This is a genomic window from Georgenia sunbinii, from assembly GCF_036421875.1.
Taxonomy (GTDB): domain Bacteria; phylum Actinomycetota; class Actinomycetes; order Actinomycetales; family Actinomycetaceae; genus Georgenia_B; species Georgenia_B sunbinii.
The window spans coordinates 310,639-326,497 of the sequence record NZ_JAZGOL010000002.1 but is presented as its reverse complement, the minus strand read 5'-3'; the positions used below and the strand labels follow the sequence as shown (position 1 = coordinate 326,497).

Sequence of the window (15,859 nt, the reverse complement as noted above, 5' to 3'; positions counted from 1 at the left end):
GCGTCAGGCGGGCTCGGTGACGTCAGCGCGCTGCGCGCCGAGCGCCACGATGAGCTCGGCGGCGTCGACCGTCGCTGCTACGCCGTGCGCCCCGGCCCCGATCGACACCCGGCCGGTCACCCGCTCGTCGGCGACGACCGGCCAGGCCCGGGTGGCCCCGAACGGCGTGATGGTGCCGCGCTCGTAACCCGTGACGTCCTTGGCGGTGGCCGCGTCCGGCATCGACAGCCGGCTCACCCCCAGCAGCGCCCGCAGCTTGGGCCACGAGATGCTGCGGTCGCCGGGGACCAGCACGAAGAGGAAGTCGTCGTCGGCGCGCCGGACGACGATCGTCTTGATGATCGCGGCCGGTTCGACCCCGCGAGCCGCCGCCGCCTCCGCCAGACTGCTCACCCGGCCGTGCTGCGTGGCGGTGAACGCCAGGCCGGCCGCCGTCATCGCCTCGGTCGCGGCGGTGCTCACCGCGTCGTTGTCAGTCATGAGCTCACTCCGCACTCCGGGCGACGGACAGCGGGCCGGCGCCGGCCGGCTTCGGTGCCCGGCCGGGCGGCTGCGGCGGCTGCGGCAGCAGCGGTACGCGCCGCCGGGTCGGACGGCGCACCGGGGCGTCGGCGGTGGCCCGCACCCGCTCCCCGTACAGCTCCAGCTCCAGCTCGTCGCCGTCGATCAGCGAGCAGACGACCTCATCGTGGGTCGTCTCGACGAGGACGGCCATACCGCGCCACCGCAGCCGGAAGGCGAGCCGGGTGATCTGCTCGGGCAGCGCCGGGTCCACCCGCAGCATCGGTCCGCCGTCGCGCAGCCCGCCGAAGCCGTCGACGAGCGCCGTCCAGGCTCCGGCGAGCGAGGCGATGTGCAGCCCCTGGTCGGTGTTGGCCTGCAGGTTGCGCAGGTCCACCAGGGCGGCCTCGTGGAGGTAGGCGTAGGAGAGGTCGAGGTGGCCGACCTCAGCAGCGATGACCGCCTGCGTCCCGGCCGACAGCGACGAGTCCCGCACCGTGCGCCGCTCGTAGTAGTCGAAGTTCCACGCCTTCTCCTTGTCGGTGAACACCTCGCCGCACCAGTGCATGGCGAGCACGAGATCCGCCTGCTTGATCACCTGCTTGCGGTAGAGCTGGAAGTAGGGCGCGTGGAGCATGAGCGGGTAGGCGACCGTGTCGGCGTCGAAGTCCCACTCGCCGAAGCTGGTGAAGCCCTCCGACTGCGGATGGACGCCGAGCTGCTCGTCGTACGGGATGTGCACGGCCTGCGCCGCTGCGAGCCAGCCGGCCCGGTCCTCGTCGGTCACGCCGAGGTCGTCGGCGATGTCCGGGTGCCGCTCACAGGCCCCGATGGCGGCGCGCAGGTTCCGCGCCGCCATGAGGTTCGTGAAGACGTTGTCGTCGATGACGGCGGTGTACTCGTCGGGGCCGGTGACCCCCTGGACGCGCCACGTCCCGTTGCGGTCATGGTGGCCGAGCGACATCCACAGCCGGGCGGTCTCGATGAGGACCTCGGCGCCGCACTCCCGGTCCAAGGACTCGTCCCCGGTGGAGTTGCGGTAGTACTCGAACGCGCGCGCGATGTCGGCGTTGAGGTGGAACGCGGCGGTACCGGCGGGCCAGTACGCCGAGGTCTCCTCGCCGTGAATGGTGCGCCACGGGAACGCGGCGCCCTGCAGCCTGAGGGTCGCGGCCCGCTCCCGGGCCAGCGGCAGGGTGGAGGCCCGCCAACGCAGTGCGTCGGCCGCCGCCTCGGGCGCGGTCATCACCAGCACCGGCAGCACGAATCCCTCGATGTCCCAGAACGTGTGGCCGTTGTACCCGGTACCGGTGAGCCCCTTGGCGCCGATCGCCCGCCGCTCGGTCCGGGCGCCGGCCTGGAGCACCTGGAACAGCGCGAACCGCACTGCCTGCTGGATGACCGGGTCTCCCTCGACCTCGACGTCGGCCCCGGCCCAAAAGTCGTCGAGGTAGGCGGACTGGTCGAGCAGCAGCCGGTCCCAGCCCGCGTACCGGGCGCTGGTGAGCGCCGCGGCCACCTGGTCGCGCAGCGAGTGCTCGGACCTGGTGCCGGACCAGCCGTAGCCGATGTACTTGACGATCCGCAGCGTCTCGCCGGGCTGCAGCACCGTCACGACCGTGGTGCGCGCCCAGTCGTCACGTGCCTCGTGCTCCACCTCGTACTGCTGGGGGCACTCGATGACGTGGTCCATCCCCGCCGCCATCGACAGCCCGCTCCGCCGCGTGCGGTGCATGAGGATCGCGCCATCCTGCTCGACGTCCCGACCGAGCGGCTCGAGCGGGTCCTTGAGCGCGTCCGCGACCCGCGGGTCGCCGGTGCGGACCACCGGGGCGTCGTCGTTCGCGACGAGCTCGGACTGCACGATGAGCCGGGTCTCGGCGTCGACCGGCTCGACCTCGTACTCGATCGCCGCGATCGCCCGGTGGGTGAACGACACCAGGCGGGTCGAGCGGACGATCACCTGCCGGCCGGCCGGCGAGACCCACTCCACCTCCCGGCGCAGCGTGCCTGCGCGCAGGTCGAGGACCCGCTCGTGGGAGAGCATCTCGCCGTAGCGGACGTCGAACGGCTCGTCGTCGACGAGCAGCCGGATGAGCTTGCCGTTGGTGACGTTGACGATGGTCTGCCCGGACTCCGGGTAGCCGTAGCCGCCCTCGGCGTGGGGCAGCGGGTGGTTCTCGTAGAACCCCGACAGGTAGGTGCCGCGCTGGCCGGCCGGCTCCCCCTCGTCGAGGTTTCCGCGCAGCCCGAGGTGCCCGTTGGACAGCGCGAACAGCGACTCGGTCACCGGCAGCTCGTCGAGGTCGAGGTGGCGCTCACGCAGGCACCACGGCTCGACCGGCAGCGCGTGCTCGACGCTCACAGCAGCTCCCCCAGGTCCGCGACGACGATGTCCGCCCCGGCCGCACTCAACGCGTCGGCCTGGTCGAGGCGGTCGACGCCGACGACGTAGCCGAAGTTCCCGGCCCGTCCGGCGGCGACCCCGGCAAGCGCGTCCTCGAACACCACCGCCTCCGACGGCACCACACCGAGCCGCCGGGCGCCCTCGAGGAAGGTGTCCGGCGCCGGCTTGCCGGGCATCCCGAGCGCGTGAGCGAGGGAGCCGTCGACGAGCACGGTGATGTCATCGTCCAGCCCGGTGACCTCGAGGACGAGGGCCGCGTTGGCGCTGGACGACACGACGGCGCAGGCGAGACCGGCCTCCCGGGCGGCGTGGAGGTAGCGGGCCGAGCCTTCGAAGACGTCGACGCCCTCCTCGGCGATGAGCCGCAGCAGCAGCTCGTTCTTGCGGTTGCCCACCCCCGCGACGGTCTCCTGGTCGCCGTCGTCGTCGCGGTTCCCTGCTGGCAACGTGATGCCGCGGCTGGCGAGGAAGTCGCGCACGCCGTCCATCCGCGGCTTGCCGTCGACGTAGGTCGCATAGTCCGCGGCGACGTCGAACGGCCGGAACGGCTGCCCGGTCAGCGCCGCGTGACGCCGCAGGTACTCGTCGAAGGTCTGCGCCCAGGCCCGGGTGTGGATGGCGGCGGTCTGGGTGAGAACACCGTCGAGGTCGAAGAGGCAGGCACGGATGCCGTCCGGAAGTCCGAGCACGTTGCTCCTTTGGTCGCGAGGGGCACAGGCGTACCCAGGGTGCCACCGATCCTCCGCCAGGCGAACATTTGCCGCACTCCACGCGCCACTGCCCCTTGGCTAGACTCGCCCTTCGCGATCACGGCTCGCCCCTGCCAGCAGCGCCAGATGATCGGAATGGGCGAGCCGACGGTCTCGCCGGGCGCGCCGAGGTCAGGCGATGTCGGCGAGGGCGTCGAGGTAGGCGTCGAGCTCGCTGAGCAGCGGCGGTCCGGGGAGCCAGCCGACGACGACGTCCCGCTCGAGCCGGACCGACATCGCCGGGTGCCGCGCCACGACCGCGGCGAGGCGCTCGGCACGCACGCCGGTGACGTCGCCGGCGTCGTTGCTCTCGACGACGGCGCCGTCAGTCAGTAGGGTGCGGGGGCGTCCCGGCCGGTCCAGCGCCACGGTGAGCACGTGGAAGGTGCCCAGCCGCGGCCCGTCGGTGACGTCCAGCCGGCACGATGTCGCCGCCCGGCCCCGGTGGACACCGGCGATCGCCTCGCCGACCTCCCGCTCCGCGGCCGTGAAGGGCCACACCTGCCAGCGGCCGATCGGCTGCTCATCGGGTCCGAGCAGCCGCCAGCCGCGGATCTCGGCCCACATCCCCAGCTGCTGGCGCAGCCGGGTGCCCTGCCCGAGCCGCCGCCCCGTGCGTGCGATCAGCACCGCCGGCAGCACGATGATGACCAGCAGCATGAGCAGCAGCAGCGGCTCATTCATGGCCGATCGCCTCCCGGACGCCGGTGCCCCCGGCCTCGGCACCGGTCGCCGCGGGCAGCAGCACGACGCCGGCCGGGTCGAGGCGCACGGTGACCGACTCCGGCACGAGGACGTCGGGCCCGCCGGGCAGCAGCATCGTCGCGTTCTCCTCGCCGGGCAGCTCGACGTCGACCTCGAGGTCGCCGCGGCGCAGCCGCCAGCCGGTGACCGGCAGCCGAGCACCGGTGGTGCCGGCGGGCACGAGCCCTCGCGGACCGAGCGCGACCCTCACCGTGGCCGGTGACGCGGACCGCGCGCCGGCGGACGGTACGGACCGGGCGCCATCCCCGGCCACCACCGTGCCGACCTCGGTCCGGACCACGGCCCCGGTTCCGGCGGCCTCGAGCACGCCGTCGAGCACCGGGCCGTACCCGAGGAACCGAGCCACCTGCTCACTCACCGGGGTCCGCCAGAGCCGGTCGGGGGTGTCGACCTGCAGCAGCCGGCCGCCGGCCATCACCGCCACCCGGCTCGCGACGGTGAACGCCTCGTCCTGGTCGTGCGTCACGTAGATCGCGGTGGCACCGGCAGCGAGCAGGATGTCGCGCAGCTCGCCGGCGAGGTGCTCGCGCAGCCCTCGGTCGAGCGCCGAGAGCGGCTCGTCCAGCAGCAACAACCGGGGTCGCGGTGCCAGCGCCCGGGCCAGCGCGACGCGCTGCCGCTGCCCGCCGGAGAGAGTGGCGATCTCTCGCGGGCCGTAGCCGGCGAGCCCGACGAGGTCGAGCAGCTGGTCGACCCGCTCGGCGCGCTCCCGCCGCGGTACGCCGGCCATCACCAGCCCGTAGCCGATGTTGCCGGCGACGTCGCGGTGCGGGAAGAGCTGGCCGTCCTGGAACATCAGCCCGAAGCCGCGCTCGTGCACCGGCAGCGCGTCGATGCGCTCCCCCGCCCACCGCAGCTCGCCGGCGCGCAGCGGCTCCAGCCCGGCGACGGCGCGCAGCAGCGAGGACTTGCCGCACCCGGACGGCCCGAGCAGGGCGAGCACCTCGCCGGCCGGGACATCGAGCGAGACGCCGTCGACCGCCGTCGGGCCGTCCTCGTACCGGACGACCGCGCCCCGGACCTGCAGCCCGCTCACCATGCCCCCATCCTGTCCCCCCGCAACCGCTCAGCCACCATCATCACCGTCGCGGTCAGCGCCGCCAGCACCACCGACGCCGCGAGCGCCATGCCGTAGTTCTCTGCGCCGGGCCGGCCGATGAGCCGGAAGATGACCACCGGAAGCGTCGGGCTCTCCGGCCGGGCGAGGAACGACGTCGCGCCGAACTCGCCCAACGAGACGGCGAACGCGAAGCCCACCGCCAGCCCGAAGCCCCGCACGAGGAAGGGCCCGTCCACGGTCAGCAGCACCCGCCACGGCGAGGCACCCAGCACCCCCGCCACCTCTCGCAACCGCGGGTCGATGGCCCGCAGCACCGGCAGCACCGTCCGCACGACGATCGGCACCGCGACCACCGCCTGCGCGATCGGCACGATGATCGCCGAGCTGCGCAGGTCCAGCGGCGGGGAGTCGAGGGTGATGAGGAAGCCGAAGCCGACCGTCACCGCCGAGACCCCCAGCGGGAGCATGAAGACGGTGTCGAGCACCGCGAGACCACGCCGACCGGCGCGGGTGCGGGGCCGCCGCGAGACCACGACCGCCACCAGGGTGCCGACGACCACCGCCATCACGGTGGCGTCGACGGCGATCCGCAGCGAGTTCGCGGCCGCCTCCCACACCGTGACGGTGAGCGCGTTCGTCCCGCCGGTGGTGCCCAGCCGCAGGTAGTTGCCCAGCCCCCAGCCGTCCGGCGTGCGCAGCGACCCGACGAACAGGTGGGCCAGCGGCAGCGCGAGCAGACCGAGCACGACGACGGCGGTCACCAGCGCCGGTCCGGCGTCCGGTCCCGGCCCACTCGCCGTCCCGCGCAGCCGGAGCCGGCCGACAGCGGCGGCGTCGGTGCGCAGCTCCAGGGCCCGCTCCTGACGGCGGCGGGTCCGGGCGGCCAGCCACAGCGCGAGGCCGACGACGGCGAGCTGGACGATCGACAGCACTGCCGCGGCCCGCAGGTCGAGGAACTGGGTGGTCTGGATCCAGATCTCGGTCTCGATGGTGCCGTACCGGATCCCGCCGAGGGTGAGGACGATCCCGAAGGAGGTCGCGCAGAACAGGAAGACGACAGCGGCGGCCGAGGCGATCGCCGGCGCCAGCGCCGGCAGCGTGACGGTACGGAACGCGGTCCACGGCGACGCGCCCAGGCTGCGGGCTGCCTCCTCGGCACGGGGGTCGAGCCGTTCCCACATCCCGCCGACGGTCCGTACCACCACGGAGTAGTTGAAGAACACCAGCGCGGCGACGATCGCGGCGAAGCTGCCGTCGAGGCCGAGGAAGCCGAGCGGTCCGGTCTCGACGAGCAGTGATCGGAACGCCACTCCGACGACGACGGTCGGCAGCACGAACGGCACCGTGATGAAGCCGCGCAGCACGCGCCGGCCGCGGAACCGGCGCCGGTAGAGCACGTACGCGCCGGGCAGCCCGAGCAGCAGCGACACCACGGTGCCGGCGACGGACTGCGCCACCGTGGTGCCGAGGATGCGCCAGGTCCGGGGTCGCGACAGCACCTCGGCGGCGCCGGTGAGGTCCAGCGCCCCGCCGTCGACCAGGCCGCGGCCGGCCATCGTCAGCACCGGCCACAGGAAGAACACCCCGAGGAAGGCCAGCGGCAACCCGGCGGCCAACGACCAGCCGAGCGCCGCCGTCACCGACGGGCGACGGCGGCGCGGCGCCCACCGCGCGCCGCCGTCGACCGGTGCCGGGCGGGCGGCCGACGCCGCCGGGTCCGCCTCGGCCAGGACTCGGGTCATCAGCCGATGACGATCTCGGTCCACGTCCGGATCCACTCGTCGCGCCCGGCGGCGATGTCCGCGGGGTCGACCCCGTGCGGGTTCTCGCTCACCGGAGCGTGCTCAGCCCACTCCACGGGCAGGGTGGCGTCCGGGTCGGCGGGGTACATGTACATCTGGCCGGGGATGTCCTCCTGCACCTCGGGCGAGAGGAGGAAGTCGATGAACGCCTCCGCCCCCTCAGGGTTCTGCGCGCCGGCGAGGACCCCGGCGTACTCCGTCTGCCGGAAGCAGGTGTCGAGCAGCGCACCGGTGCGGCCGGGCTCTTCCGCGGCCGGTGAGGAGGAGTAGGACAGCACGAGCGGCCGGGGCCCGGCACCCTCGGAGCCGGAGAAGTCGACGTAGTAGGCGTCGGACCAGCCCTCGGTGACCCGCACGCCGTTGGCGGTCAGGTCCTGCCAGTACTGCTGCCAGCCGTCGTCCCCGAAGGCACCGACGGTGGCGAGCAGGAAGGACAGGCCGGGCGAGGAGGTCGCGGGGTTGGTGACGACGAGCAGGTCGGCGTACTGGGGGTCGGTGAGGTCCTCGAGGGTCGCCGGCTCCTCGATGCCATGGTCGGCGAACCACTCGTGGTCGATGTTGATGCAGACGTCACCGAAGTCGATCGCGGTGAGAGCGCCCTCATAGCCCTCGGCCGGCGCGCCGGCCGGCTCGTAGGGCGCGAGCACGCCGGCGTCCAGCGCCCGGGCGGCGAAGGAGTTGTCGATGCCGTAGACGACGTCACCCAGCGGGTTGTCGGCGGTGAGGATGAGCTGGTTGACCAGCGCACCGCCGTCGCCCGGCGCCACCTGGGTGACCCGGTAGCCGGTGGCTTCCTCGAACGAGGCGATCAGCCCCTCGCTGAGGTTGAACGAGTCGTGGGTCACGACGGTGAGCTCGCCACCGGAGTCGGTGGCCGAGCCGCCGTCGGTGGCAGGGTCGTTGCTCGACCCGCCGTCCCCGCTGCCGAGGACGCTGCAGCCGCCGGCGACCAGCAGCGCGGCAGCGGTGGCGGTGGCGGTGGCGCCGAGCAGCCGCCGGCTGCCGGCAGTCCGGCCGCTCGGGTGGTGGTGGTTGGTCATCATTCGGTGTCCTCCTCAGGATCAAGGAGGGGCCGCGCCCACCGGTGGTCGGTGGGGCACGGGGAGAGAATCCCGACTTCCTTCGCCGGTGCTAGCCGGGCAGGTTCGAGGGTCTGCGGTCTGCCGCACTCTCAGCACCTCTCGGTGCTCCCCTGTCGTTCCAGGCCATCCTAACCCCGGGGCCGCGCGAGTGCGGCCCGGCTCGAGGCAGGCGGCGCGTGGACAATCCCGCTGTCGGCGAGAGGGGGTGGGTGAGGGGGCTGAGAGAGGGCTGAGAGGGGGGTGGGTGGTGCGCCGGGGGGCGGTGGCCGATAGTTTGGGGCGAGTCATTCACGCACGCGGACGGAGAAGCATGGACATCGGCTGGAAGATCGTCAGTGCCGGCTCGGCAGTTGTTGCCGGGCTGGTCGCCAACAAGGTGCTCGACATCGGCTGGAAGGCCGTCACCGGTCACGAGCCTCCGGGCGACGACCCGAACGACCCGTCCATCAGCCTCGTCGAGATCGTCATCTTCGCCGCCGTCAGCGGCGCGATCATCGGGATCAGCCGGCAGCTCGCCCAGGCCGGCGCGGCCAAGTGGTACGGCGGTCCGATCGAGCAGAAGCCCTGACGGTCGCGGTGCCGCGCTGACTGACCGTGGTCAGCGCGTCCCGTCGTCCTCGTCGCCCGGCTCCCGGGCAGCGGACTCCGGGTCGGTGCGCTCCGCGCGCTCCCGGCGCTCGGCCTCCTGCTCGGCACGTTCGGCCTCGAGCCGGTCGAGCTCGTCGAGCTTGTCGGCCCGCTCGAGGTCCTCGGTGAGCTCGTCGACCACCATGAGCTCAGCATCCACCTTGCCGGTCCGGTAGCCGGCCCGGCTGAGCATGTGCGCCGAGATGGGTGCGGTGACCAGCTGGAACGCGACCACGAGCACGAGCGCAAAGGTCATCGCCAGGCTGCGCAGCGTCAGCGCCAGCCCGGTCATCAGCAGCATGAGGCCGAAGACCTGCGGCTTGGTCGCCGCGTGCATCCGTGACACCAGGTCCGGCAGCCGCAGCGCGCCGAGACCCGCGACGACCGCGAGCATCGAGCCCAGCAGCAGGAAGACGGCGCCGACGAGGTCGGCGACCTCAACCGCGGTCATCGCTCACCACCTCGTTCGTCGGCGTCGGCCACCCGGCCCCGCTGCCGCGGGCCGGACACCCCCGGGTCCTTGGCGGGGTCCAGCACCGCGATGACGACGCCGTCCTCGTCCACGTCGTGCACCGCCGGCGCGTCGTCATCGTCATCGTCATCGTCATCGTCATCGTCAGCCGCCGCCTCGCGCTCGGCGAGGATCTGCCGCAGCTCGTCCTTGGTGAGGATCCGCGCCTCGTCGGCGGACTCGAGCACCGCGAACCGTGCGATCGACACCGAGCCGACGAAGCCGACGAGGGTGAGGACGATGAGCACCGGGATGAGGTCGGCGCGGCGCGTGATCGCGGCCATCACCGCGATGGTGCCGAGGACGGTCGCGGTGATCAGGTCGAGGGCGAAGATGCGGTCGAACATGCTCGGGCCGCGCTCGAGGCGGACGAGCGCGAGGATCGCCGCGATGAGCAGCAGGACGAAGCACAGCGTGTAGATGACGCTCATCGGCGCTCCTCGGTGTCCCGGCGTGCGACGACGTCGTCCTGGATCCGCTGCCCGCTGCGGGAGACCAGGTACCCGGCACGGGAGGTGCTGCCGGGCACCAGCCCGGCGTCGAGCAGCTCCTCGCGCGAGCCGAAGGCGCGCAGCACCCGCTCCTCCTGCTCCAGCACCGACAGGTGGGCCTGCTCCAGCCCGCCGTGCATCTCGACGTCGAGCACGTGGACGTAGATCGTCCCGGTGACCCGGTGCGCCTCGACGACGACGGACCCCGGCACCAGCGCGGTCAGCCCGGAGGTCATCGTGAGGTAGAAGTCGGAGTGGCTGCGCAGCCGCACCCGGATGACGGCACCGTGCGGCGGTTCCTTGCGGACCACGATGCGGGTGACGTCCAGCGAGGCGCGGACGACGTCCCACACGAAACGGCTGACGAAGATGATCACGCCCAGCGGCCGGAAGCTGCCGTTGAAGTCGGTGGCCGGCAGGGCGAGCACGCTGGTGACGACGATCGCGACGATGACGCCGTTGACGACGTTGGCCACCGTGACCTCGCCCCAGAGGAAGACCCACACGACGGTGAGCCACAGCAGCAGCCCCCAGCTGGCGGCGAGCCGGCGGCGGCGCTGCGGGGCGCGCGGGAAGTCCATCGAGGTGTGCTTCACGGCAGCTCCCTCGTCTCCGGCGCGTCATCGACGTCGCCGGTGCCGTGGTCCCGCTCGGCGTCCTCGGTGACCTCGGGCGACTGCCCGGTGCCACGGACCCCGTCTGGCAGCACCGCGGTGACGTACGGGCTCTGCGCCCGCAGGTCGCGAGCGGCCCGGTCGGTGTACTCCTGCAGCGGGCCGGCGACGACGGTGAACGCGAGCGACATGACGACGAGCGCGGCGGCCGGCTGGAGCATCGAGCGCGGGATCGGGGAGTCCGGCAGCGGCTCGGGCGCTTCCTGCCAGAACGCCTGGTTCCAGGCCTTGGTCACCGCGTAGAGCGTCAGGAGGCTGGTGACCAGCGAGCCGGCGATGAGCGTCCACGCCAGCGGGCCGCCCTCGTTAACGCCGGCCTCGATGAGGCCGACCTTGCCGAGGAAGCCGGACATCGGCGGGATCCCGGCGAGGTTCATCGCCGGGATGAAGTAGAGGATCGCGAGCACCGGGGAGAGGCGCGCCAGCGAGCCGAGCTTGGCGAGCGACGTCGTACCGCCGCGGCGCTCGATGAGGCCTGCAATGAGGAACAGCGCGGTCTGCACGGTGATGTGGTGGACCACGTAGAAGATCGCCGAGGAGAGCCCGGCGGCGCTCGACATCGCCACCCCCCAGATCATGTAGCCGATGTGGCTCACGAGGGTGAAGGACAGCAGCCGTTTGATGTCCTGCTGCGCGACAGCGCCGAGGATGCCGACGATCATCGTCACCAGCGCGACGACGAGGAGCAGGTTGTCCAGCCTGCCGTCGGGGAACAGCAGGGTCTGGGTGCGGATGATCGCGTACACCCCGACCTTCGTCAGCAGCCCGGCGAACACCGCGGTGACCGGTGCGGGGGCGGTCGGGTAGGAGTCCGGCAGCCAGGCGTGCAGCGGGAACACCGCGGCCTTGATGCCGAAGGCGACGAGCAGCATCAGCTGGAGCACCAGCGCGGTGCCCGGATCGATCTCGGCGAGCCGGATGGACAGCTGAGCGAGGTTGACGGTGCCGGTCGCCGCGTAGACCAGCGCGATCGCCGCGAGGAACACCACCGAGGACAGGATCGACACGACGATGTAGACGGTGCCCGAGCGGACCCGCTCCCGTGAGCCGCCGAGGGTGATGAGCACGAAGCTGGACACGAGGAGGATCTCGAAGCCCACGTAGAGGTTGAAGAGGTCCCCGGTGAGGAACGCGTTGGACACGCCGGCGGACAGGATGAGGTAGGTGGGGTGGTAGATCGCCACCGGGGCGCCGTCGTCACCGTCGGCGTTGCCCTGCGCCAGCGAGTACACGAGGACGCCGAGGGTGACGGCCACCGAGACGACCAGCATGATCGCCGACAGCCGGTCGGCGACCAGCGCGATCCCCACCGGCGCCGCCCAGCCGCCGATGTCCACCGCGAGGGGGCCGTCGTTGACGGCGACGAGCAGGACGATCGCGATCCCCAGCACGCTGGTGAGCGCACCGAGCGTGACGAGGCGCTGGGCGCGGGGGAACCGTGCCAGGGCGAGCGCGATGCCGGCGGCCAGCAGCGGGATGAGGACCGGCAGTGGGACGAGTGCGTTCACCGCAGCTCCTCTCCGTCGTCGCTGCTGATGGCGGGCGGGTGGTGGCCCGTCGGGGCGTGGTCGCTCGAGGTGGCGGTCTCGTCGCGGGTCTTGGCGGCATCCTCGGCCAGCGTGCTCCCGGCGTCGTCCGTGCTCCGCTCCGACAGCTCGTTGCGCTCGGCCCGGCGGGCGATCCGGCGGTCCTCGAGGTCGTCCTGGACCTCGTCGTGCCCGTGGAGCTGCCACGACCGGTACGCCAGCGAGAGGAGGAACGCGGTGAGCCCGAGGGTGATGACGATGGCGGTGAGCACCATGGCCTGCGGCAGCGGGTCGCTCATCTCCGCCGGGTCGGTGGACCCCACGAGCGGCGGCCCGCCGGCGCGACCACCGGCGATGAGGAACATGACGTTGACGCCGTTGGAGATGAGCGCGATGCCGACGATGATCCGGGTGAGGCTGCGCTCGAGCAGCAGGTAGACGCCGGTGCCGACGAGCACTGCGACGAGCAGGACCAGCGCGAGGCTGGGAGAGGTATCGATCATCGTCGGCCCCCGGTTGACGGGCTCGGCACTGGGGCTGCCTCGGGCGCGGCGTCGTCGGCCGCGACCGTCGGCGAGTCGTAGGCGACGTCGGGCGCGACGCTGCCCTCGAGCTCACCCTGCCGGTCGACCTCGGCGCCGAGCGTCCGCAGGATGTCCAGCACGAGGCCGACGACGACGAGGTACACCCCGACGTCGAAGAACAGCGTGGTGACCAGGTGGAGCTCGCCGTAGATGCCCAGGTCCACGTCGATGGCGATGGACTGCAGGACGTCGCCGCCGAACGCCAGCGGCAGCGCGCCGGCCGCGGCGGCGATGAACATCCCGGCGCCGAGCAACCAGCCGGCCTGCACCGGCGCGGCCTCGCCGAGCTCGTAGCGCCCGCCGGCGAGGTAGCGCACGGTCAGCGCGATCCCGGCGATGAGGCCACCGGCGAAGCCGCCGCCCGGGGCGTTGTGCCCGGCGAGCAGCAGGAACACCGAGAAGACCAGCATGGTGTGGAACACCATCCGGGTGCCGACCTCGAAGATCACCGATCGGCGCTGCGGCGAGAGCGTGCTGCCGCCGCTGAGCCACTCCCGGTTACGGCCCGGGGCGCGCAGCGTCTCCGGCACCTCGGCAGGCCTCGCGCGGCGCAGCGCGGCGGCCCGGTCGGGTACCGGTGACGGCCAGACCTCGTGCTTGGCCTTGGCCTCCGCCAGCCGGCCGGCGCGGTCGATCTTGCCGGACCGGGAGCGTAGGAAGATCAGCGACGCGATGCCGGTCGCCGCGGCGAGCAGCACCGAGAGCTCGCCCATGGTGTCCCAGGCGCGGATGTCGACGAGCGTGACGTTGACGATGTTCTTGCCGTACCCGTACTCGTAGGCCTCCCGCGCGAAATCCGCCGACACCGGGGTGTGGACCCGGCTGCCGGATGCGACGAGGCTGAGGCCGGCCATCGTCAGCCCGGTGATGACGCCGAGGCCAGCGCGCCACCAGCGGGAGACCGCCAGCGGACGGTTGGAGAAGTACGCCGGCAGCCGGCGCAGCACGAGGATGAACACCACCAGCGTGATCGTCTCGACGAGCACCTGGGTGAGCGCGAGGTCCGGTGCGCCGTGGAGCTCGTAGAGCAGCGCCACCCCGTAGCCGCTGACGCCGAGCAGCAGCACCGCCTTGAGCCGGCGGCGGGCACGAGCGGTGAGGAACGCCGCGATCGCGATGACGACGACGACGGCGAGCTGCACCCGGCTGTCCCACAACCGCACCGAGTCGGGCAGCGTGGCGTAGCCGAGGGCTGCCCCGCCGCCGAGCGCGACGGTGACGAACAGGATGGTCGAGAGGTAGTTAGGCAGCGAGCCGCGCTGGGTGAAGGCGGTGACGTCGGCCGCGAGGTGCTCGAGGCCACGGATGGTCTTGCGGTAGGCGCCCTCGGCACCGTCGGTCTCCCAGAAGGCGTCCTGCAGCCGCTCGACCCGGGTGCGGGCGGCGAAGAGCAGCAGGCCGACGCAGATGATGAGCAGGGTGAGGACGACCGGGGTGCCGAAGCCGCCCCACAGCGTCAGGTGGCCGGGCTCCCCAGGGAAGGTCTCGGCGAACGGGGCGAGCACGTGCTCCAGCGACGCCGGGACGAGACCCACGACGAGGCTCGCCGCGGCCAGCACCGCGCTCGGCGCGACGATGAGGCGCGAGGTGCGCTGCGACGGCGGCTCGGCCACGCCGGGCTTGCTGGCGAAGGCGCCCCACATGAAGCGCAGGCCGTAGGCGAAGGTGAGGATCGAGCCGACGACGACGAGCACGAGCGCCGCGGTCGCCATGCCATCCGACTCCGCGAGCAGTCCCTCGAGCGCCCCCTCCTTGGCGACGTAGCCGACGAGCGGCGGCAGTCCCACCATCGAGGCGGTGGCCACGCCGGCGGACACCGCGGTCATCGGCATCCGTCGGGCGAGCCCGCTGAGCTCACGGAGGTCGCGGCTGCCGACGGACCAGTCGATGGTGCCGACGCAGAGGAACAGGCAGGCCTTGAACAGCGCGTGGGAGGCGATCATCGCGACGCCGGCGAGGGCGACGGCCTGGGTGCCGAAACCGACGAGCAGGATGATGAGGCCGAGCTGGCTGACCGTGCCGAAGGCGAGGAGCAGCTTGAGGTCGTGCTGCCGCAGCGCCCGGTAGCCGCCGAGCAGCAGCGTGCCGCCACCGAGGACGAGGATGCTCCAGCGCCACAGCGCCAGGTCGCTGAAGCCGGGGGCGAACCGGGCGACGAGGTAGACACCGGCCTTGACCATGGCAGCGGCGTGCAGGTAGGCGCTGACCGGGGTCGGGGCGGCCATCGCGGCCGGCAGCCAGAAGTGGAAGGGGAGCATCGCCGACTTCGTCACCGCGCCCAGCAGCACGAGGGCGATCGCGACGGGGACGATGCCGCCGGTGGGCGGGTTGGCGATGAGCTCGCTCATCGCGTAGCTGCCGCCCTCGACCTCGCCGAGCGCGACGAGGCCGGCGAGCATCGCCAGGCCGCCGAGCGTGGTGAGGATCAGCGCTTGGAGGGCGGCCCGCCGGGAGTTGCGCCGATCGTGGTAGTGCCCGATGAGCAGGAAGGAGGTGACGGTCGTCAGTTCCCAGAAGACGTAGAGCAGCAGCGTGTTGTCCGTCGTGACGAGCCCGAGCATCGTGCCCGCGAAGGCGATGAACACCCCGGCGAACCGCCCGAGCCCCGTCGCGGAGGCCGCGAAGTAGCTCGCGCAGTAGACGAGCACGAGCGCCCCGATACCGCCGACGATGAGCACCATCAGCCAGGACAGCGTGTCGAGCCGGAAGGTGAGGTTCATCCCCAGCGACGGCACCCACGAGACGTCGACGACGGGGTGGTCGCCGGCGAGCACCGCCGAGGTCTTCGTGGCGGCCCACACCGCGGCGGACGCCGGGGCAAGGGCGAGGACGAGGAAGAACCTGCGGCCCCACCGCTTCATGCATGCTGGCGCGATCACTGCCACCACGAGGTGGAGGATCAACAGCTGCAGCACTCGCGGCTCCCGGTCTTGAGTTCGGCGGTCGAGTCGTGGGTCATCCGCGAGATCTCGCGGCCGATGCCCGCCATCAACTCACCACGAGGGGACAGGCCTGAGAACGGGACTGCTCGAAAGTCTAACAAGTCTCCGTTGCCTCATGACCGCTGGTGCGTTCAATCA

14 protein-coding genes and 1 riboswitch are annotated in these 15,859 nt (G+C 72.4%); of the genes, 1 reads left to right on the top strand and 13 read right to left on the bottom strand.

All coding sequences use genetic code 11. The annotated features are described in order from the left end of the window. Positions 1 to 3: 3 nt before the first annotated feature. The 7 genes from V2J52_RS05840 to V2J52_RS05810 all read right to left on the bottom strand — a co-directional run bounded on the left by V2J52_RS05840 (position 4) and on the right by V2J52_RS05810 (position 8,324). Positions 4 to 480, bottom strand: coding sequence for an aminoacyl-tRNA deacylase (locus V2J52_RS05840; protein WP_331226740.1), 477 nt, complete (start codon positions 478 to 480; stop codon positions 4 to 6). A 4-nt stretch (positions 481 to 484) separates the two neighbouring features. After that, the gene (locus V2J52_RS05835; RefSeq protein WP_331226739.1) at positions 485 to 2,866 is read right to left on the bottom strand and encodes a glycoside hydrolase family 65 protein; all 2,382 of its coding nucleotides are present in this window, start codon (positions 2,864 to 2,866) and stop codon (positions 485 to 487) included. Beyond that, positions 2,863 to 3,597 carry an HAD family hydrolase gene (locus V2J52_RS05830; protein WP_331226738.1) on the bottom strand — a complete coding sequence of 245 codons (735 nt, stop codon included), beginning with the start codon at positions 3,595 to 3,597 and terminating at the stop codon, positions 2,863 to 2,865. Before V2J52_RS05830 ends, V2J52_RS05835 begins: the two co-directional genes overlap by 4 nt. Before the next feature lie 192 nt (positions 3,598 to 3,789). Then, the gene (locus V2J52_RS05825; RefSeq protein ID WP_331226737.1) at positions 3,790 to 4,341 is read right to left on the bottom strand and encodes a hypothetical protein; all 552 of its coding nucleotides are present in this window, start codon (positions 4,339 to 4,341) and stop codon (positions 3,790 to 3,792) included. Continuing rightward, positions 4,334 to 5,461, bottom strand: coding sequence for an ABC transporter ATP-binding protein (locus V2J52_RS05820; RefSeq protein ID WP_331226736.1), 1,128 nt, complete (start codon positions 5,459 to 5,461; stop codon positions 4,334 to 4,336). The genes V2J52_RS05825 and V2J52_RS05820 overlap by 8 nt, the downstream gene beginning before the upstream one ends. Then, complete coding sequence (locus V2J52_RS05815; RefSeq protein WP_331226735.1) at positions 5,455 to 7,224, bottom strand: ABC transporter permease; 1,770 nt, start codon at positions 7,222 to 7,224, stop codon at positions 5,455 to 5,457. Before V2J52_RS05815 ends, V2J52_RS05820 begins: the two co-directional genes overlap by 7 nt. Then, positions 7,224 to 8,324 carry a thiamine ABC transporter substrate-binding protein gene (locus V2J52_RS05810; protein WP_331226734.1) on the bottom strand — a complete coding sequence of 367 codons (1,101 nt, stop codon included), beginning with the start codon at positions 8,322 to 8,324 and terminating at the stop codon, positions 7,224 to 7,226. Before V2J52_RS05810 ends, V2J52_RS05815 begins: the two co-directional genes overlap by 1 nt. A gap of 60 nt (positions 8,325 to 8,384) precedes the next feature. Next, positions 8,385 to 8,488: riboswitch (TPP riboswitch) on the bottom strand. A 188-nt stretch (positions 8,489 to 8,676) separates the two neighbouring features. On the opposite strand from V2J52_RS05810, the gene V2J52_RS05805 reads away from it, so the two are divergent. Continuing rightward, positions 8,677 to 8,934, top strand: coding sequence for a DUF4235 domain-containing protein (locus V2J52_RS05805; RefSeq protein WP_331226733.1), 258 nt, complete (start codon positions 8,677 to 8,679; stop codon positions 8,932 to 8,934). Positions 8,935 to 8,964: 30 nt separating this feature from the next. Here V2J52_RS05805 and mnhG read toward each other — a convergent pair whose 3' ends face one another. From mnhG to V2J52_RS05775, 6 genes are read right to left on the bottom strand one after another with little or no spacing between them, the layout of a single operon-like run. Beyond that, complete coding sequence (mnhG, locus tag V2J52_RS05800; protein WP_331226732.1) at positions 8,965 to 9,444, bottom strand: monovalent cation/H(+) antiporter subunit G; 480 nt, start codon at positions 9,442 to 9,444, stop codon at positions 8,965 to 8,967. Beyond that, positions 9,441 to 9,935: an MrpF/PhaF family protein gene (locus V2J52_RS05795; RefSeq protein ID WP_331226731.1), complete on the bottom strand. Its 495-nt coding sequence runs from the start codon at positions 9,933 to 9,935 to the stop codon at positions 9,441 to 9,443. The genes mnhG and V2J52_RS05795 overlap by 4 nt, the downstream gene beginning before the upstream one ends. Further along, on the bottom strand, positions 9,932 to 10,591 hold the full coding sequence (locus tag V2J52_RS05790; RefSeq protein WP_331226730.1) for a Na+/H+ antiporter subunit E: 660 nt from the start codon (positions 10,589 to 10,591) through the stop codon (positions 9,932 to 9,934). Before V2J52_RS05790 ends, V2J52_RS05795 begins: the two co-directional genes overlap by 4 nt. After that, a complete protein-coding gene (locus V2J52_RS05785) occupies positions 10,588 to 12,177 on the bottom strand; it encodes a Na+/H+ antiporter subunit D (protein WP_331226729.1) in 1,590 nt (529 codons plus the stop codon). Before V2J52_RS05785 ends, V2J52_RS05790 begins: the two co-directional genes overlap by 4 nt. Then, positions 12,174 to 12,698 (bottom strand): Na(+)/H(+) antiporter subunit C, encoded by a 525-nt coding sequence (locus V2J52_RS05780; RefSeq protein ID WP_331226728.1) that lies wholly within the window; start codon positions 12,696 to 12,698, stop codon positions 12,174 to 12,176. Before V2J52_RS05780 ends, V2J52_RS05785 begins: the two co-directional genes overlap by 4 nt. Further along, positions 12,695 to 15,694 (bottom strand): Na+/H+ antiporter subunit A, encoded by a 3,000-nt coding sequence (locus tag V2J52_RS05775; RefSeq protein WP_331226727.1) that lies wholly within the window; start codon positions 15,692 to 15,694, stop codon positions 12,695 to 12,697. The genes V2J52_RS05780 and V2J52_RS05775 overlap by 4 nt, the downstream gene beginning before the upstream one ends. Positions 15,695 to 15,859: the final 165 nt, after the last annotated feature.